Annotated in this window: 18 protein-coding genes; 3 read left to right on the top strand and 15 right to left on the bottom strand. The window is 46.8% G+C overall.

The features are described from left to right. Positions 1 to 3: 3 nt before the first annotated feature. From pilM to HU147_RS08320, 12 genes are all read right to left on the bottom strand, one after another. Positions 4 to 942, bottom strand: a complete 939-nt coding sequence (gene pilM, locus HU147_RS08375) for a type IV pilus biogenesis protein PilM (RefSeq protein ID WP_224075822.1) — start codon at positions 940 to 942, stop codon at positions 4 to 6. Between the two features lie 68 nt (positions 943 to 1,010). Further along, positions 1,011 to 1,499, bottom strand: coding sequence for a prepilin-type N-terminal cleavage/methylation domain-containing protein (locus tag HU147_RS19525; protein ID WP_317985503.1), 489 nt, complete (start codon positions 1,497 to 1,499; stop codon positions 1,011 to 1,013). A gap of 132 nt (positions 1,500 to 1,631) precedes the next feature. Next, positions 1,632 to 2,843 carry a type II secretion system F family protein gene (locus HU147_RS08365; protein WP_224075821.1) on the bottom strand — a complete coding sequence of 404 codons (1,212 nt, stop codon included), beginning with the start codon at positions 2,841 to 2,843 and terminating at the stop codon, positions 1,632 to 1,634. A gap of 1 nt (position 2,844) precedes the next feature. After that, entirely contained in the window at positions 2,845 to 3,891 is a 1,047-nt protein-coding gene (locus HU147_RS08360) for a type IV pilus twitching motility protein PilT (protein ID WP_224075820.1), read from the bottom strand. Positions 3,892 to 3,894: 3 nt separating this feature from the next. Further along, a complete protein-coding gene (locus tag HU147_RS08355; protein WP_224075819.1) occupies positions 3,895 to 5,550 on the bottom strand; it encodes a GspE/PulE family protein in 1,656 nt (551 codons plus the stop codon). 22 nt (positions 5,551 to 5,572) lie between these two features. Then, positions 5,573 to 7,105, bottom strand: coding sequence for a VanW family protein (locus HU147_RS19520; protein WP_224075818.1), 1,533 nt, complete (start codon positions 7,103 to 7,105; stop codon positions 5,573 to 5,575). Further along, positions 7,095 to 7,652, bottom strand: a complete 558-nt coding sequence (locus HU147_RS08345; protein WP_224075817.1) for a hypothetical protein — start codon at positions 7,650 to 7,652, stop codon at positions 7,095 to 7,097. The genes HU147_RS19520 and HU147_RS08345 overlap by 11 nt, the downstream gene beginning before the upstream one ends. Before the next feature lie 49 nt (positions 7,653 to 7,701). After that, complete coding sequence (locus HU147_RS08340; protein ID WP_224075816.1) at positions 7,702 to 9,240, bottom strand: hypothetical protein; 1,539 nt, start codon at positions 9,238 to 9,240, stop codon at positions 7,702 to 7,704. Positions 9,241 to 9,258: 18 nt separating this feature from the next. Continuing rightward, positions 9,259 to 9,726 carry a pilus assembly FimT family protein gene (locus HU147_RS08335; protein WP_224075815.1) on the bottom strand — a complete coding sequence of 156 codons (468 nt, stop codon included), beginning with the start codon at positions 9,724 to 9,726 and terminating at the stop codon, positions 9,259 to 9,261. Position 9,727: 1 nt separating this feature from the next. Next, on the bottom strand, positions 9,728 to 10,282 hold the full coding sequence (locus HU147_RS08330) for a type II secretion system protein (protein ID WP_224075814.1): 555 nt from the start codon (positions 10,280 to 10,282) through the stop codon (positions 9,728 to 9,730). Positions 10,283 to 10,504: 222 nt separating this feature from the next. Then, positions 10,505 to 12,208: a sensor domain-containing diguanylate cyclase gene (locus tag HU147_RS08325; RefSeq protein ID WP_224075813.1), complete on the bottom strand. Its 1,704-nt coding sequence runs from the start codon at positions 12,206 to 12,208 to the stop codon at positions 10,505 to 10,507. A gap of 41 nt (positions 12,209 to 12,249) precedes the next feature. After that, complete coding sequence (locus HU147_RS08320; protein WP_224075812.1) at positions 12,250 to 13,446, bottom strand: bifunctional folylpolyglutamate synthase/dihydrofolate synthase; 1,197 nt, start codon at positions 13,444 to 13,446, stop codon at positions 12,250 to 12,252. Between the two features lie 74 nt (positions 13,447 to 13,520). Between HU147_RS08320 and HU147_RS08315 the strand changes: the two genes are divergently transcribed. The 3 genes from HU147_RS08315 to HU147_RS08305 all read left to right on the top strand — a co-directional run bounded on the left by HU147_RS08315 (position 13,521) and on the right by HU147_RS08305 (position 16,484). Then, a complete protein-coding gene (locus HU147_RS08315; RefSeq protein ID WP_224075811.1) occupies positions 13,521 to 14,384 on the top strand; it encodes an ATP-grasp domain-containing protein in 864 nt (287 codons plus the stop codon). Next, positions 14,381 to 15,172, top strand: coding sequence for an ATP-grasp domain-containing protein (locus HU147_RS08310; protein ID WP_224075810.1), 792 nt, complete (start codon positions 14,381 to 14,383; stop codon positions 15,170 to 15,172). The genes HU147_RS08315 and HU147_RS08310 overlap by 4 nt, the downstream gene beginning before the upstream one ends. 220 nt (positions 15,173 to 15,392) lie before the next feature. After that, entirely contained in the window at positions 15,393 to 16,484 is a 1,092-nt protein-coding gene (locus HU147_RS08305; protein WP_224075809.1) for an NAD(P)-dependent alcohol dehydrogenase, read from the top strand. Positions 16,485 to 16,525: 41 nt separating this feature from the next. On the opposite strand, the gene HU147_RS08300 is transcribed toward HU147_RS08305, so the two are convergent. Genes HU147_RS08300 through HU147_RS08290 form a run of 3 tightly spaced genes read right to left on the bottom strand, consistent with a single transcriptional unit; the run spans position 16,526 to position 17,787 of the window. Then, the gene (locus HU147_RS08300) at positions 16,526 to 16,840 is read right to left on the bottom strand and encodes a DMT family transporter (protein WP_220629024.1); all 315 of its coding nucleotides are present in this window, start codon (positions 16,838 to 16,840) and stop codon (positions 16,526 to 16,528) included. A 1-nt stretch (position 16,841) separates the two neighbouring features. Then, positions 16,842 to 17,183 (bottom strand): DMT family transporter, encoded by a 342-nt coding sequence (locus HU147_RS08295; RefSeq protein ID WP_224075808.1) that lies wholly within the window; start codon positions 17,181 to 17,183, stop codon positions 16,842 to 16,844. A 22-nt stretch (positions 17,184 to 17,205) separates the two neighbouring features. Continuing rightward, positions 17,206 to 17,787 carry a TetR/AcrR family transcriptional regulator gene (locus HU147_RS08290; RefSeq protein WP_224075807.1) on the bottom strand — a complete coding sequence of 194 codons (582 nt, stop codon included), beginning with the start codon at positions 17,785 to 17,787 and terminating at the stop codon, positions 17,206 to 17,208. Between the last annotated feature and the right edge of the window lie 115 nt (positions 17,788 to 17,902).

The following is a 17,902-nucleotide window of genomic DNA, read 5'->3' as shown; positions in this document are numbered from 1 at the left end:
GGATTACACCTCTTTCAGCGCAAGACCGATGGCGCGGTTAAAACGTCCGGGTATATCTTCCGAATCATCCGTTGGGATGGCATCAAGCACAACCGGCAAAACCGGCAAAGAAAAACGCTCTTCCAATCGAGCCCGGAATGCGTCCCAATCGCTGTATTCGCCGTTGCAGATGACTTTCGTTATGCCGACTTCGCCGCCATTCATATTAAAGCTATAAAAGTTGGCAAGTTTTTCTGTTTCCTCTTCAATGACCTCCATTACAGCTGCCGGATCTTCCGAAATCGTTGTGGATAATTCCAGATCAACCGGCCGCATAAATAGCGGGAAATGTTCATGGAAGATGGAAACCGTCATTTTTTTTGATTGCAGGTCAATCAGCATGACATGTTCGTCTTCGGTGAAGTCATGCTGCAGGTAAGCCAAGCGGTATAGGGCAAGCGGCGTGACGTCTGCCACAACTGCTTTTAATTTCACTTTATCCAACACATTTTCATAATCGTTGATGACCGATTCTTTCGAAGCGATAATAATCACTTCCGGTTCTTCAGTATCGGTATGATAAGGCACCACATCAAAGACGGGATCTTCGAAAGGCAAGTAAAGCGTTGAACCGATTTCGATGAAGAAATGTCCCTTCAGTTCATCGGGTTCAACATCTTCGGGGTAAGGTACTTTGCGGATAATAACGAATTCGTCAGGGGCGAGGAATCGGACTGACTTCTTAGAGAGACCCCACTGATTGACAGCCTTATCGAGTATCGCTTCCAGCGCTTCCGCATCGATGATTTTCCCGTCTTCTATGATACCGGCGGGAAGAGCAAGCTCTTCCGCACAGCTCAGTTGAAGCGGTAAATGGGATTTCAGGTCGACATGACGAATCGCGTCTTCTTCTATAGTTATTGTCGCGACTCGCGCTTTTCTCGATAAAAACGATAAGGCCATTTTCTCAGCTCCACTAATAAATTATAAATAATTATTGATATATTTGTTTCTGGGAACAAATTTTAATTTTATCTTCCGCTAACTGTAATTGAAGTGCCGGCTGCATAAACTGGATCTGCTACATATGCACCATTCTCAGCGCTATTTGGAAGTCTAGAAATATCGTTCTTAGTTGCAGCTTCAAAAGCAATTGTAATTCCATTCAAAGGTTCGTTAGTGCCTGTGAATTGACCAGTAGCTAGATTGATACTTACAGCTTTCTTCTCAGTTTCAGACAATCCTTCGAAACTTCCAGAATCTTCAATAAAGCCTGCTGATTCTAGCTGGAATAAAGTTACTGATGTTCCTGGGGTTGCTTCAGTATTATACAGATCTGCCGCATTTAAGATGTTTGTAGCATCAGACTTAATTGCACCAACTCTTGAATTTTCGATTATTCCTGCAATCGCCGGAATAGCAATTGCCGCAATAATCGCGATGATAACAATAACTGCCAAAAGCTCGATCAATGTCATACCTTTCTGGTCTTTCAATTTCTTTTGAAGAAATTTCTTCATTTTCTTTCCCCCTATAATTTGTATTTTTAGCACTACTTTGAGTACAACTTAATTATAACCATAGTCACGAATTACGCAATAGCATTTTTCAATTTTTTTAGAATTTTTTTCAATTATTTTTGTTATTTTGACCTACATTTGGTCCACATTTTGGAACATTTCAAACATAGGCATCATTATTGATAGGATTATAGTCCCAACAATTGCAGCTAAAAAAACAATCATCAACGGTTCTATCATTGCCTTTAAGCGGTCGGTTTCCGCTTCCACTTCTTTTTCGTAGAATTCCGCTACTTTGGCAAGCATATGATCGAGCGATCCGGTTTGTTCCCCGATCATAATCATATGCGGAATGAGCGGCGGAAAGGCCCAGTGGTTTTTCATCGGCTCTGTCAGAGATCCACCGCGCTCCAGTGAATCACGTGAAGCGATGATGACTTTGGACATAACGGCGTTGCCCACCACTTTTTCCGTCATGGTCATAGCCTGAAGGATTGGAACTGAACTCGAAAACAAGGAACTTAATGTGCGCGTTAAACGAGCAAGTGCCGATTTTTTTAACATATTTCCGAATAACGGTATCTTTAGCATGATTGTATCCAGAATAAACTTACCTTTTTCATTCCGTTTCATCAGCCAAATCGTTCCTGCAAACATCAAGGCTGCCGCTATCAAGATATACCAATAATTTTTAACAAAGTTACTGGAACCCATGACAAATTGTGTGAGCGGCGGCAATTCGCTGCCCATGCCTTCGAACATTTCCGCAAACATCGGGACGATAGACGATAGAAGGAAAATAACTACCCCGATCGCTAAGAATCCAACAACTATTGGATAAGACATCGCTGAGATGACTTTCTGCCGCGTCTGATACGCTTTATCGTAATGCGTCGCAAGCCGGTCCAGAGATTCATCAATATTCCCCGACAATTCTCCAGCCCGGATCAAGTTGATGGTCAGCGGCTCAAAAATTTTCGGGTATTTCGCCAAGGTATTGGATAAGGAATTCCCTTTACGAAGCTCATCATCCACTTCCGTCAAAGTTTTTCGGAGTGCCTTGGAATCGACTTGTTGAGATAAAATTTTCACCGCATCTACAATGGTTACCCCCGCTCGCATTAAAGTAGAGAACTGGCGTAGGAACATGATGAACTGGTCGCGTTTTACCGGCGCTCCGAAAGAAATATCTTTTTGAAGTGCCGTTGTCGGAATCTCCCGGATATCGATTACCCGCACTCCATCGTCCCTTAATTTCTGAACAGCACTTCGCTGGTTATCCGCGACGATGATGCCGGAGCGGATTTTTTTGCGGTCACGCCCTTCGTATTTAAAACGCGCCATCTTATTCCTCCTCTACCAAGAAAGGACGGGCAATTTCCCGTGTGATTTTCCCTTTTTTCAATAGCTCCTGAACAGTAGTCGACATCATATGCATACCGGAAGCACGATTTGTCAAAATGATGTTCGGAATCTGGTGCACTTTTTCTGTCCGTATCAAGTTGGCGATGGCGGTGTTATTGATCATGATCTCCGTTGCCGCTACACGTCCTTTACCATCAGCTGTTGGAAGCAAGCGTTGGGAAATAACTGCTTTTAAAATACCGCCAAGCTGCGTCCGAATCTGAGAGTGCTGTTCTGGCGGAAATACATCGATGATCCGTTCTACAGTAGAAGCCGCACTCGATGTATGGAGTGTCCCCATAACCAAGTGACCAGTTTCAGCCGCTGTGATGGCCGTCGTGATGGTTTCCAAGTCACGCATCTCACCGACCAGGATAACATCGGGATCCTGACGGAGTGCTGCCCGCAGGCCGTTCGCAAATGAGTTTGTGTCAAAGCCGACTTCACGCTGGTCAATGACCGATGTGCCATGGCTGTGCATATACTCGATTGGATCTTCCAGGGTAATGATGTGCTTGGACAGGTTTTCATTCATATGGCGGATCATCGCAGCTAGCGTCGTCGATTTCCCGGAACCGGTCGGGCCTGTCACCAGGATCAAGCCTTGGTGGGTGTCCGATAGTTTCTTCAATGTATCCGGCATGTTCAAATCATCGATAGTAGGGATTTTGGTCGGAATCGTCCGGAACGCATGAGAAATGGAGCCGCGCTGGTGGAACGAGTTGACCCGGAAACGGGCAACGCCGGGAATGGAGTACGAGTAATCCATCTCGCCTTTTTCAAGGAAGGTTTCCCACAGGGAGTCCGGCATCAAAACGCGGGCGATTTCTTTTGTCATTTCCGGCATTAGCTTTTCTTCGCCGTATTGCTTTAAGGCGCCGTGCATCCGGAATACCGGCGGGATGCCGGTTGTCATATGGATATCGGAAACTTTCAAATCCGTGGCAGCGGTCAAAACTGTATCTACGTAATTTAGCGTCGTATTCATCGGTTAATCTGTCATGGCAACGCGCAGCACTTCTTCTGTCGTTGTCAGACCCTCCTTCACTTTTAATAAGCCATCGTCGATCAGGAAGATGGTGTTGTTTTTCACGGCAACTTCGCGGATTTCCGCTGCCGTACCGCCGCGATTGATGATCGTTTTGATGTCTTCGTCGACCACCAGCACTTCGTGGATCGCCATACGGCCGCGGTAACCGGACATATTGCAGCGCGGGCAGCCTGCGCCGCGCGCTACGGTATCGACGGTCAAACCGCGTTTCGCAAAAATCTCCTGTTCACGCACGGTCGCCGGCTGCGCTTCTTTGCAATCCCGGCAAACCCGGCGGATCAGACGCTGGGCGACTACGGCATTCAGGGACGCGGTTACCAGGAACGGCTCGATGCCCATGTCCATTAGACGCGTAATCGATGCAATCGAATCGTTGGTATGGATTGTGCTGAGCACCAAGTGACCGGTCAAAGATGCGCGGATCGAAATATCGGCCGTTTCCTTGTCTCGGATTTCACCAACCATGACGATGTCCGGATCCTGGCGCAGAATCGAACGCAATCCGGCGGCAAACGTCAACCCGACATTCGAATTCACCTGGATCTGGTTGATGCCTTCAAGCTGGTACTCTACCGGATCTTCTACGGTGATGATATTGACTTCTTCACTGTTCAATTTATTGAGTGCTGCATACAGCGTCGATGATTTACCCGAACCGGTCGGACCGGAAATGAGGACGATGCCGTTCGGTTTGTCAATTTCACGAAGAAACCGTTGCATATTCAGTTCATTAAAGCCGAGCTTGTCGATATCGGTCAGGTTAGCGCCCAAGTCCAAGATACGCATAACGATTTTCTCACCGAATACGGTCGGCAGCGAGGATACGCGCAAATCGATGGCGCGCAGGTCGACGGTCGTCTTGATTCGTCCGTCCTGCGGAATCCGGTTTTCAGTGATGTCCAGGTTCGCCAGGATTTTGATGCGCGCCGTGACCATTTGCTGCATCGTTTTCGGCAGGATTTTTTCCGTGCGCAGCGTGCCGTCAATGCGGTAGCGCACGAGAATGCGGTTTTCCTGCGGGTCAAGATGCACGTCGCTCGCTTTCAGCGAGACGGCATTGGAAAGGATCTGGTTGACGAGGCGGACAATCGGCCCGTCAATGTCATCCAGGTCTTCTTCTTCCGTTGTGTTTTGCGGCATTTCTTCTAGCATGTCGTCGTACGATTCTTCTTCGTAGTATTTGGCGATCGTTTTTAGGATATCTTCTTTTGAAGCAATCGCAGGTTCAATCTGGAATCCCGTCGTCAGACGCAGATCATCAATTGTGATGAAATCCGTCGGGTCGGTCATCGCGATAAACAGCCGGTCGCCTTCCGCACGGAGCGGCACCAACGATTTCCGTTTCGCGAATTCTTTTGGCACAACGTTAAACAGTTTCGGATCGAACGGATAGCGGAACAGCGTGACATGCGGAATGCCGAGCTGCACTTCGAGTGTTTCGATCAATTGCTGCTCGGTGATCAAGCCGCGCTGTACTAATGCATCTCCGAGCTTTTGGTCCGATTGTTTGCCGTCGAGCGTGCCTTGCAGGTCTTCTTCGGAAAGAAGGCCCAGTTCTATTAAAATGTCACCTAGTCTTTTTCGTGTTCTTGCCAAATCTCTTCCCCCTCAAAACTCGTTAAGGATTGACTTTATTCCCGCTTTTGTCATACACCGGATCTTTCTCTTCTTCGGTATCTGGTGTTGTACCAGACGCCGGTGTATCGTGGACTCTGTCTCCGTTTTCATCCACAAGCCCAGGCTCGCCCGGTTGCGGTGTTACTGGAGTAGCAGCTGGTGTATCGTGTACGCCATCTCCGTTCTCGTCCACAAATCCTGGCTGGCCTGGCTGCGGTGTCGGCGTTACTGTTGATGTGCTGTCATGGATCCCGTCGCCATTGGCATCGACAAATCCGGGTTGCCCCGGCAGCGGTGCTGCGACAGTTCCGTCATGGACCCCGTCACCGTTGGCATCGATAAATCCTGGCTGGCCCGGAAGCGGCACCGCAGTACCGGCTGCAGGAGCCGTTTCGGTTTTGGTCAGCGGATAAATCTCAATGCGGTGAACCGGCGGATAAAAGTCCGTTGATACCGGATCAAGTTCCAATTCTTCTCCATCTTCGCGTGTAGAGCGAAGAACATTGATCCGGACGCCGTCGCGCCCTTTTTCTTCAAGCGCTACGCCTGAAGTGACGAATGCACTGTATTGTTTGATCAAGCGCGGTTCCACTTTTTCTTCCCCGCTTGTCATAATTTCATATTCGTAGATAAATGGATAACCGGTAATCATCGCTGTCAGCGAATCTCCGTCAATGCTCAAGTTTAATTGGAACGTATTGTCATTCGGGTTTGTGAAGACGAAATCGATTCCTAGCGGCCGGTTGATCGCGGATTCCTTGCCGAGCGGCACGGCAGTCGGTGCAACGGTTCCGATGCTGCGTTCTTCCACGGTAAAGTTGGTCTGGAGAACAGCGGCATAGATAGATGAAGCAATCTGTGTCAGCTCGGAATCGGTCACATTGGCTAGTTCCAAGCCGCTGATAAAGTCCAAGAAAGAAAACGGGCTATTCGGTGCAATGTCGATACCGTTCAATGCATTGACAACTGCCATGGCATCTCCGCCTTTTAAGCTATGGGAAATTTTCGCTTCGGATACAACATCTTTTGCCACTTGGAGTGTATCGTCGCTGATGGCTACTGTTGTTTGAGTCTGGCCGCCAGCCAAAGCTGTTTCCAGTTTTGTTGTGATGTTCTCAACGTCGGCTTCTGTAAAGGAGGCAGCCGGAAAATGCTGTTTCAGGAAAGCGCCGGTCGTTTCCGGTGAAAGCTGGAAAACGAAGCTGTTTTGCGTGCCGCTTTGTGCTTGTCTAATGGTATCGTCCAGCAGAATTTCCGCATTTTTAAGCGGGTAGCTTGCCGTAGCATCCTGGTAAGTCACCAGGAGCTCCGCTGTCTGGCGCCATAAATCCGCTTGGCCGACAAATAGCTGTTTTGCTTCTCCATGTTCCATATTGGAAACATCGGTTGTTCCGATATACGTATTGTCGCCGAATTCTTCCGTCGGGAAAATCCAGGTGTCTACGGCCATCGCTCCCGCGTTGGCTACGCCGAATAATAGCAGCGCTGATGCCAGTATCGCTGCAAAGGTAATTCCGAATACTTTATTGTCCACCTTGATCTTCCTTCCCGACTGGTTTAATCGATTGCATGCCGAACGGTTTCGCGCCGACAAGTTCTTTGATGCGTTCCGGTTCCTTCACAGGCTCCGGTTCTTTTTTCAGATCCGGCATTTTCACTGTTTCCGGCATGATGATCTTTTCCGGCACTTTGATGGTTTCAGGTGCCTTCACCGTTTCGCGCTCTTTGATCGGTTCCGTATCTTTAACGGGTTCCGCCTTTATGGCAGGCGGTGTAGTGGCTGCTGGAGCAAGCAATTCTTTCCGGCGCGCTTTCCGCTCTTCGGCATCCTGTTGTTTTGCCAGCTCTTCTTTTTCCAGTTGCTTCATATAAAGAAGGCTCGATAAAAGCGAAATGCCGACCAGTGCAAGCACCGGTAAATACCAGGCAAAACTGGATTGCATGAATAGTGCTACGGCGGCAGCGGCAAGCGCTCCGCCGGCCAAAGTCATTCTTCTGGCGAGCGGTATGGTTTTAAAGCCGAAATAAGCAAGCGGCAGTATTATAGCCGCGATAATGAGTAAAAATAATAAGCGTATCAAATTGTGACCCCCTAATCATGTGAAAAACTTTAGCTGAAAAAAATAAAGCTTAATACTCCACCTCGAAATCAAAATCCGTATTAATCGGATTCGGAACCGAAACATCTGTTGTCACTGTTTTCGTGTTCTTTAAAGTGACCCCGCAATTCTTTAAAAATGTGGAATACGTGTCTTCTCTGACTACATACAAAGCTGTCATATCACGCGTCTGATTATCTACTTTCGTTGTACGCGGTGTTCCGTTCGGGTTTTTCAAGGTGAAAGTCTTGCTCGGGTCTTTTGAGTAGTAAGAAAGCTTGCCGCCTTCTGAAAACTCGATTTCTTTTGAAAGCCTGTCCAGGTCGGTTTGTGATATCCGGTCGATATCGATGCAAAAATGTGAGAAATTAGAGACTTCGATATGATTTTTCCAATCAATACTTGCTTTTTCTGATTCCGTCACAGGATTTTCATAGCCCAGAACCAGGAAGTTTGTGTAATACAAATTTTTGATATTAACATCCACACTCAGCTCTTTGACAATAATGGTCTGTTTCACGCCATTTTTCCCCAGATTGATTAGGTTGTTTCCAGCATCCAGCTTTCCGTTAATAATCAGGTTCGCATTGACGAGATTGTTCATATTGTTGAAGGCGTTCGCATCTCCCTCCTGAACCACTATGCTGATGCCTTGGAAATCCAGGTTATTGCAATTGGTGGTGCAGACGTAGCCTGTAAAATCAGTGGTATAAACCCGGAAATCTTTCGGATCCAGATGTGCTGCTTTGATGTCAGTTATGAAAGCATTCAGTTTTTCTCCAGTTTTGGATACGCATTCGTATGGGGCAGCAGCAGTATTTGCTTTCACTTCAGCCAATAAGGTCGCACATGATTTAGTTGGAGGATTTAAAGTGAAGATTTTCTCATAAGTTAAATCCTCGTCAAGTTGAATTAGGATCGTATCTACTTTTAATGCTTCATCTGCATTTAAAAACGTGTCCGGCACGTTAATATCAAAAGTTGCGGTCAAGTCTTTATTGATACTTTCAGCCGTCCCTATTACGTCCAGCTTCACTTCAATGCTTTTCACTTTTTTATCCGCAACTGAACTATCGTTAACATCTAGCTTATCGGCATTTCTATTTGTCGCTACAGCAGATTGGACAGAATAATCAATTTGCCCTGTGGAAAAAGGATCGGATTGAGCTGTCAAACTATTTAATGCATTTACTTTAGCCAGAACTTCATTAATATATAGGGTTCTCATTTCTCCATCTATTTTCTGCTCCCAAGCTGTCCGCTTTTGAGGTGTATCGCAAGCGGTTCCCATCGGCGCCTTGATGCAGTCAATCAATTCATTCAGCTTTAATTGAGTTTGTTCGGAAACTTCTTGTTTGATAATTTTAAGCTCCCGCTCGAAATCTGATGTAAAGTACAGCGTGCCCATTTCCGCAGCTGCTACGGCATGATTCGACGTATCCACTGTTTTTTCTTGAGCAGCATGATTTAACGATCCTGCAATAAAGGTGGCAGATATCCCTAGAAATAAAACAATCACTAATAAAACGATTACCAAGGCATATCCATGTTTGTTTTTTATATATTTCATTTATCCTGCCCCCATCAACTAGTCCGTTATTATTCGTGTAAAAGTTGTATTAACAGTTACTTTGCCATCAAGTTGTAAACTAAAGTTTGCATGAGTTTTTTTAGGTTCAATTAGGACCGGCCCATCCGAATTTCCGTCAAATTTAGCATCTTTTAATTTAGTGCCTGTAAAATTATGATTGCTGCTCGATACCCGCATAAAAGGGGCTGTCGATGTATTGCATGTAGCCGCATCTGGACAGACCTGAATTTCAAGCTGGTTATTTGCATCGTACCTTAATATATATGAATCATTTTGGCGATGTGCATTTGATAAAGCAGTGATAATGATATTCGCTTCTTGTTGCAAGCGCGTTTTATTATTTTCTAATGCAGAATGCTTCATACCGATTGAAAGAGCTGTCCAGCCGATTCCGGCTATTAATGAGACAAGGGCCAATGCGGCAATCAGTTCGACAAGCGTTATTCCTTTTTGATTTAATTTCATCTTATGATTCACCTGGCTTTTCTACAGAAAATTTAATATAGGAAAAAGTTTCACTGCTCAATTGATTGTCTTTAAACACTTTAAGGTGTACTTTGTATAATTGGGTCAAGCTGGGGTCCTCACAAGGCAAGTTGACTGTTGCCGAAGAAGGCTGAAAAGGTTCACAATTCAGGTAAACATCTGCTTCATATTGATATTCCCCGCCTTTTTTAAACCTTACAAAAGCTGTGTTCGAGTTAGCAGTATCTTCTATATAAGAATATGTCCCATCTTGCGCTGGAATATTAGTCATCTCAATCGGAAGTTTCATTAGGAAAGTTTCATATACGGAAGCGTCGCTGGCGTCCCTTTTGCCTTTCCATTTTTCTTCTGACACGATTTTCGCCATTTCCTGCTTCACCAAGTTCATTGTGTCCAATTTTGCTTCAGTCTTATTGTTAAAAAGCGTCATTTGCGGAAAAATGGTTATGATGCTAGTAAATAGGATGCCAAAAATGACAAGGGAAGCAAGCACTTCAATCAAGGTTAGACCTTTTTCATTCCCGTACTTTTTCATTTCCATCCTCCTACTTAATATAGTAGTGTTTTTATTCCTTAATTTTACATTTAAAGCTGTATTTAAGTCTAAACGGTATTATAAGCCTATTATTACATTTTATCTACAATTTGGCACCACTTATTTACAGTAAAATATAATCTTTTTACCAATATTCTATTTTTAAAAAGTGTTTAATATAGTAAAAAAGACCGTGAAACGATTTAAAATCGCTTCACAGCCTTATTTGGCGTAGGCAGCAACTTTGTTACGCCCTGCCTGTTTGGCTCCGATATACAATGCGCGGTCTGCATTCCGCAGCAAAGCGTTCGGTTCGTCGCTGTCATCAGGGGCGGTCGAGACCCCGATGCTTAACGTAATATGGATTGTTTCAAGTGAACGCACTGCGTCCAGGTCCTGCTGGATTCGGAAACCGTGCTTTTCGATTTTCTTGCGCAGCCCTTCGGCAAACAGCAGCGTCAGGTCTTTGCTGTAGCCTTCGAATACGACGACAAATTCTTCGCCGCCGTAGCGTGCGACGATTCCTTCTTTCCCGACTTCCGCTTCTAGGATCCGCGCCAGCTCGACAAGGATGTCGTTGCCACTTTGATGGCCGTACCTGTCATTGATTCCTTTAAAATGGTCGATGTCTATCATGACGAGTGACAGGTTTTTAACGGCACCCGACTTTACTTTGTCCATGCTCCTCTCAAGCGCCTGATCCAGGTAGCGGTAATTGTATAGTTTGGTCAAGCCACAGCGTTCGCTGGTGGCGATCGCTTTTTGGACGTAGCCGGCTTTTTCAAGCGATACCGCGAAATAGGCACTCAAAATATCCAGTATTTTTAATTGGTGGTTCTTGAATGCGTATTTCTTTCGGGATGCCAGCATCAGGACACCCTCAATGCGGTTATTGCGGGAAATCGGCATGCACATGATGCTTTCTGAATCAATCGGCAGATAGCCCGTCACGATATCCTGCCATTCGCTTTTTTTATTGTAAAAAATAGGCGTATTCGACAGAATGACATTACCGGCGATGCCTTTGTAATAGCGAACCGGCGGAATGCTCAGTTTTTGGAACTCCTGGTATTCGAACATCCGGAGCATGAGCAAATTGCTGTCGCGGTAATCGATGACATACGTATAGTCCGATTTGAACATATCGGAAACCTGAATGACGAATTGGTCGAGCACTTCATCGGTCGTCAGCCGGGCCGCCAGCTGATGGCCGATTTCCCCTGCCCTTTGCAAATCGTTATTGATTAATTGACTGTTGTTGTAAAGCTTCATCACAGCGGTCATGATCAGGAACGGAATGCCGAGAAGGAGCAGCGCCGGAATGCCGATATAGGCTTCCGAAATGTATAACGCAATCGCATACGGGAAGATGATGAGCGTCAGCGCAAGATCCCATAAGGCATCGACGGAGAAGAATTTCACTTTATTGCCGGTCAAGCGGTCATATGAGTAGTAAATGATCTGATTGGCTGAAACGGATACCAATTGGAAGATCAAACCGTAAAACAGGATGTGCAGCAAATTCAGTGAACCGATTTGTCCGCCAGCCCCGAGATAGGCAAGCCCTGAAAAACAGGAAATCATGAAAAACATAATCGAGTTAAACGGAATCCGCATCGTCAGCGGTTCGTCGGTCCGGCTTCTGACCATGACAATCAGCATCGTCAACTGCGAGATCAAGATTTCAACGAAGATGCCGTATTTCAGGAAGACGGCGATTGTCACCCACTGGACGAGATAGGTCGAAGCCCCGTTGATGTTCATCGGCATCAGGCAGGTGAGAACAAAAAACAGGATGTATGCCGATAAATGCCAAGGTTCTATTTGAGGCGGGGGAAAGATTTGGTAGATCAAATACAGTCCCGGCGGCACAAGCAGCAGCCAGACAATCCATAAAGCCCAGCTGTTTTTGCTGATTCGCGTCATTTCTTCACCTCCCTGTAAGTCTGTAAAAGCAGCTTTCTTTCTCACTCAACAGGTTCTTGGTAGTTCTTGAACATGCTGAAATGATTGTTTCGAAGTGCGGACAGTAAATAAAGAGAACCCGTGACTATTGTCACTTCTTCTTTATTAGATACAGGTAATATATCACAATTAGTTATAATTGTCTTTATTTTACTTCTACTTTCTGTAAACAAAATTTTGGCAGGCAACGCGCGTTCATTGTCAAAGTCGATAAACGTAAAATGATCGCTAATTGTTTCCAGCTGCTCCAGGATATTGGCGTATGCTTTATCTTTCATCAGCGCCATCACGATATGAATCTTTTTATCGGGATAAACTTCTTTGATCGTATCAACAAGCGCACTGACGCTTGCTTCGTTGTGTGCGCCGTCCATGATGAGGTTCGGGTAGATTTCTTCAAAGCGGAACGGAATGAATGCCGAAGCCAGCGCCGTTTCTGCTAAGTTGTGGTTGAATTTCAGCAGCAGTATTTCTTTCGCCGCTTCGAGCGCCAAGCCGGCATTTTCTTTTTGATGCCGGCCTTTCAGTTTCAGTTCGGTGTTGATTTGTTTCTGGGGCCGAATCAATTCGGCGTGCAAGGAATCTGCTTCCTCCCGAATGACTCGTTCCGCCGCTTTTGGCAAATTGCCGATGATGATTGGTTTCCATTTTTTTATAATTCCCGCTTTATGCCAAGCAATATTTTCCAGCGTATCGCCCAAAAAAGCCGTGTGTTCATAGGAAATCGACGTGATGATCGAAAGTATCGGATTGATGACGTTCGTGCTGTCGAAGCGCCCGCCCATCCCTGCTTCAATGATGGCGATATCCGGTTTTTGCTGTTCGAAAATTAGAAACGCTGCAGCTGTCAATAATTCAAAATCGGTCAGCGGGGTTTTGATATTGGCCAACCGTGCCATTGCCTGATCCATGTCTTCTTCAGTTACGGCTTTTCCGTCCACCTGGATCTGGTCGTGCAGGTCTTCGATCCCTGGCGAGAAGAAATTGCCCACGGTCAGTCCGTGCTTGCGCAGGATGGCAGAAAGGAAAGCACCGGTCGAACCTTTTCCGTTCGTGCCGGCAATATGTATAAAGCTGATGTTTTGATGAGGGTTGTTTAATTCCGCAAGTGCGGCTGTAATGGCTTGAAGACCTGGTTTGATTGAAGCATCCGTCTGGATGTTCCATTTTTTCTTGTAGAAATTGAGTCCATTAATCATGATTTCGGCCTTCCTTCCCCGGTAAACGTGATACACTTTTTTTAAGTTAATTATAGCATGAAGGTGGAGTAGAAATGAAAACATGTTGGGTGATCTACAACGGGAGTTTGGTTTCGGATAAATTCGCGGACCAGGCGCAACTGGTGGCAGAAGCAGCGGAACGCGCCGGTGTTCAAACATATATAATGAAGAATTATGAAATTTTAATGGATTTGAAGAATGATGCAGCGCTGCCCGATTTTGCGGTGCTGCTCGATAAAGACATCCTTCTTGGGTATTTTCTGAAAAGCCACGGGATTCCGGTATACAATGATCCGGCCATCATCGACCTGTGCGACAATAAAGCCACACAGTATATCCGGTTAGCAGCAAGAGGACTGCCAATGCCGCGGACGATTGTGGCGCCGAAAGTGTATCCGAATTTCTCGATTTTGGAATCCGGTTATTTTGAACGGATCATCGAAGAGCTGAAGTTTCCGATGATTATCAAAGAAGGCCACGGCTCGTTCGGCATGAAAGTGTATCTGATCGAAGATGAAGCGGCCTTTTACGAAAAAGTGGAATCGCTTCGCGGCGTCGATTTTGTGTTTCAGGAGTTTATCGCTTCGAGCCGCGGCCGTGACATCCGCGTCAATATTGTCGGCGGCGAAATTGTAGCTTCGATGTACCGCCATTCGGAAACGGATTTCCGTGCAAACATCACAAACGGCGGAAAGGCGTCTCCTATCGACTTGACGGAAACCCAGAAACGGCTGGCACTAGATGCAGCGGATGCTGTTGGTGCCGTCTTTGCCGGCGTGGATCTGTTGTTTGGTACGGATGAAGAACCGCTTGTCTGTGAAGTGAACGCCGCGGCCCATATCCGTAACATCCTGAACGTTACCGGTATCAACGTGGCGGATGCCATGATCGCTTATATATTGGAGGACTTGCGATGATCGTTTTATACGAAACGAAAGATGCAGTTCGCAACGCCGGGTTTATCCAGGAACTGCAGAAGTTCGGGGAATTCCGGCTCGTGCAATGGAATGATTGGACCGAAGACGGACTGGCGGTTTTAGCAGATACTCTTCAGGGCCAGCTTGTGCTGTTCCGGGTGCGCCGTCCCGAAGCTGCCCGTTTTCTTGAAGACCATGGTGTGTTTCTCGTAAACCGCGCCGAAGTGAACCGCATTGCCAATGACAAATGGCAGAGCTTTCAACTATTGCAGATGCTCGGTGTGCCGGTAATTCCGACTTACCGGGAAGCGCCGGCGTTTCCTTGTGTGGTGAAGACGGCGGACGGGCACGGCGGGACGGAAGTGGAAGTGATAACGTCTTTAGATGAGATTCCGTTTGAATCCTGTTCGCTCGTTTTTCAGTCAGTGGTGGACCATACGGCCGATGTGCGGGCCTATGTTATTGGCAACGAAGTGATCGGCGCTGTGAAGCGGAGTTCTGCGGACGGCTTCAAGGCGAACTACTCGCTTGGCGGTTCTGCTGAGAAGTATATTCTTTCTGCTGCACAGGAGCAAGATGTGCTGAAAATTGCACGGGCGTTGAACAGCGATTACATCGGAGTGGATTTTTTGCTGCTGCCGGACGGGCGCCATGTGTTCAACGAAATTGAAGATCCGGTCGGTGCACGGTCGTTTTATGAGACGCATGATGACAATATTGCGGAGCTGCTGGTTACATATTTGAAAAAGATCGAAAAAGAACGGCCGTTTCGGCCGAAAGAGAAATGATTGGGCAGCCTGCTTTTGCGGGCTGTTTTTTATGGGCTCTTTTTCTTTGATTAGCAGTTCTGCAAGTTTGGTTTGAGTTGAAAGCTTTTCGTTGTGAGCTACAACCTCTATCGACTGAGTTACGACCCGCTTCTATACTAAAGCCTTTCATTTTCCAGGACTAAGTTTCCCAAAAGCGGGTATCTTACTAATTGGACAAAAAATTACTAGGAGGGATTCGATGAAGATTCAAGCAGCGGTAACGCACGGATTGGGTGAAGAGTTTAAGTTTGAGGAAGTGGAACTGGGCGAACCAAAAGACCATGAAGTTCTTGTGAAAATTGTAGCTTCGGGGGTTTGCCATACGGACGCAGTGGCAAGAGACCTTGGACTGTCCCCTTTCCCGGCCGTCCTTGGCCACGAGGGTTCGGGCATTGTGGAGAAAGTCGGTTCGGCGGTGACTTCGATTGAAGCCGGCGACCATGTCGTGTTGTCGTTCGCTTACTGCGGACACTGCGAAAACTGCCTGACAGGACACCCGACGGTATGCCTAAACTTTAACGACTTGAATTTCGGCGGAAAGATGCAGGACGGCACAAACCGGATTCATCACCACGACCACGCCGTTTCCACTTTCTTTGGCCAATCGTCATTCGGCACGTTCGCTGTGACGAATGAACGGAACGTCGTGAAAGTCGACAAAGAAGTCGACTTGGCTTTGCTTGGCCCGCTTGGCTGCGGCATCCAGACGGGTGCCGGGACCGTGCTGAACCGCATGAAGCCCGAATTCGGTTCATCGATTGCCATCTTTGGCAGCGGCGCAGTCGGATTGAGTGCGGTGATGGCAGCGAAAATTGCCGGCTGCCTCAACATCATTGCTGTCGATATCCATGACAACCGCCTAGAACTTGCCAAAGAACTTGGTGCTACGCATACATTGAACGGAAAAAATGTTGACGTCGTCAAAGAAATTAAGGAAATTACGGGCGGCGGCACGCATTACGCAGTGGAGACGACCGGTGTCCCTCCGGTTGTGAAACAAGCCATCCATTCATTGCGCCCGCTCGGCTCTTGTGCCATAGTCGGGGTAACACCGGAAATGACGTTTGATGTCCACAACGACATCATGGCGGAAGGCAAAACGGTGATGGGGGTCATCGAAGGCGACTCGATTCCGCAAGTGTTCATTCCCCAACTTGTCGCTTATTACAAACGCGGCATGTTCCCTTTTGACAAGCTGACTAAAGTTTATGAGTTTGAACAGCTTAATGATGCTTTCGAGGACTCAAAAAATGGCGCAACCATCAAACCGATTGTGAAAATCGGGAAATAAAAAAAGGGGTCCTGGAATTCGTTCCAGGACCCCTTTTTTTATTAAGAAGTCAGCCGCAACCCGACTACCGCCGCGACAATCATGGCGATAAAGGCGATGCGCTTCCAGTCTTTTGATTCACCGTAAACGAACATGCCGAGCAGCGTGCCGCCAACCGTTCCGATGCCGGTCCAAACTGCGTACGCAATGCCCATCGGCAAGGTTTCCATCGCCTGGCCGAGCAAGGTGAAGCTGACGATGAATCCTCCGATCAGAATGGCGTAGGAGGAAAGCTTTTTGTGTTTGACGACACGGTTCATGCCAATCACGCCCACCACTTCAAACAAGCCGGCTAATATTAAGTATACCCAAGCCATATTATATTACCTCTTCTTTCTTTTCGGGATCTGCGGTAACAAGTTTCAGCCCAAGAACTCCGGCTAGGAGCATGCTGATAAAGAACACTTTTGTCCAGCTGAACGGCTCTCCGAACACGACCATTTCCACAATGACGGTCCCCGCTGTCCCGATTCCGGTAAATACCGCATATGCTGTAGCGACCGGCACTTTTTCCAGTGCTTTTAAAAGTACGACAAATGAAAAGTAAATGAGTACCGCGACGCCCACCCATTCCATCCATGTGCTCGCGTACTTCAATCCGGTCGCCCATAGTATTTCGATAATGCCCGCCGCGATGACGAGTATCCAATGTAAATTCATAGCTTTTCCTCCGTTACTCTATTCAAACTTTTGATATGCCGCGCCAATAGAAATGCCAGGAAGCATCCAGTCTTTTATTCAGCCGCTCGGGCCCGCCGTACAGCATTTCCACAAAAATGCCGTCCAGTACGCCGAGAAATGCTGCAGTTGCCCGCTTTACATCAATTGACGCATCGAGCTGCCCTTCTTTTACAGCGTTTTCCAGAATCGGCTCCAGCTGATCTTCGAGTGAGTCGAGGTACAGATAAACCTTTTCCATCACTTCCTCGTACAGATGGGCCGGCGGGAAAAAGGAATTGCGCAGCCAGAACTTCGTATCGGCATTTTGTTCGTAGCGGACTTTATGATGCACGAGAAAATTGTATAGGAACTCCTTGATCGGTTTTGTTTGGTTGTCTTTAATAAAATCTGTGATAGAAGCAAGTTCATTGGCTACCACATCATTTGATACCTGCATAAACAATTCATCTTTCCCTTTAAAATGGGCGTAGATCGACTGCTTCTTGATGCCGACCGCTTCCGCGATATGCGCCATCGATGTCCCCTCGTAGCCATGTTCCGCAAAGCGGTTTAGTGCGGCTTCTTTTAATTGATTCAGCGTCATTTCTCCAGGCCCCTTCCGAACGTTCGTCAGGTATAACTATAGCAATTCGGTTTTCAGGTGTCAATCTTGGCGTATCGGGAAAACTTCGATAAAAGTCCTGGAAACTCCGATAGAA

Origin of the sequence: Planococcus chinensis (genome assembly GCF_020071995.1) — a bacterium.
GTDB classification, from domain to species: Bacteria; Bacillota; Bacilli; order Bacillales_A; family Planococcaceae; genus Planococcus; species Planococcus chinensis_A.
This window is presented reverse-complemented; position numbering and strand designations above follow the sequence as displayed.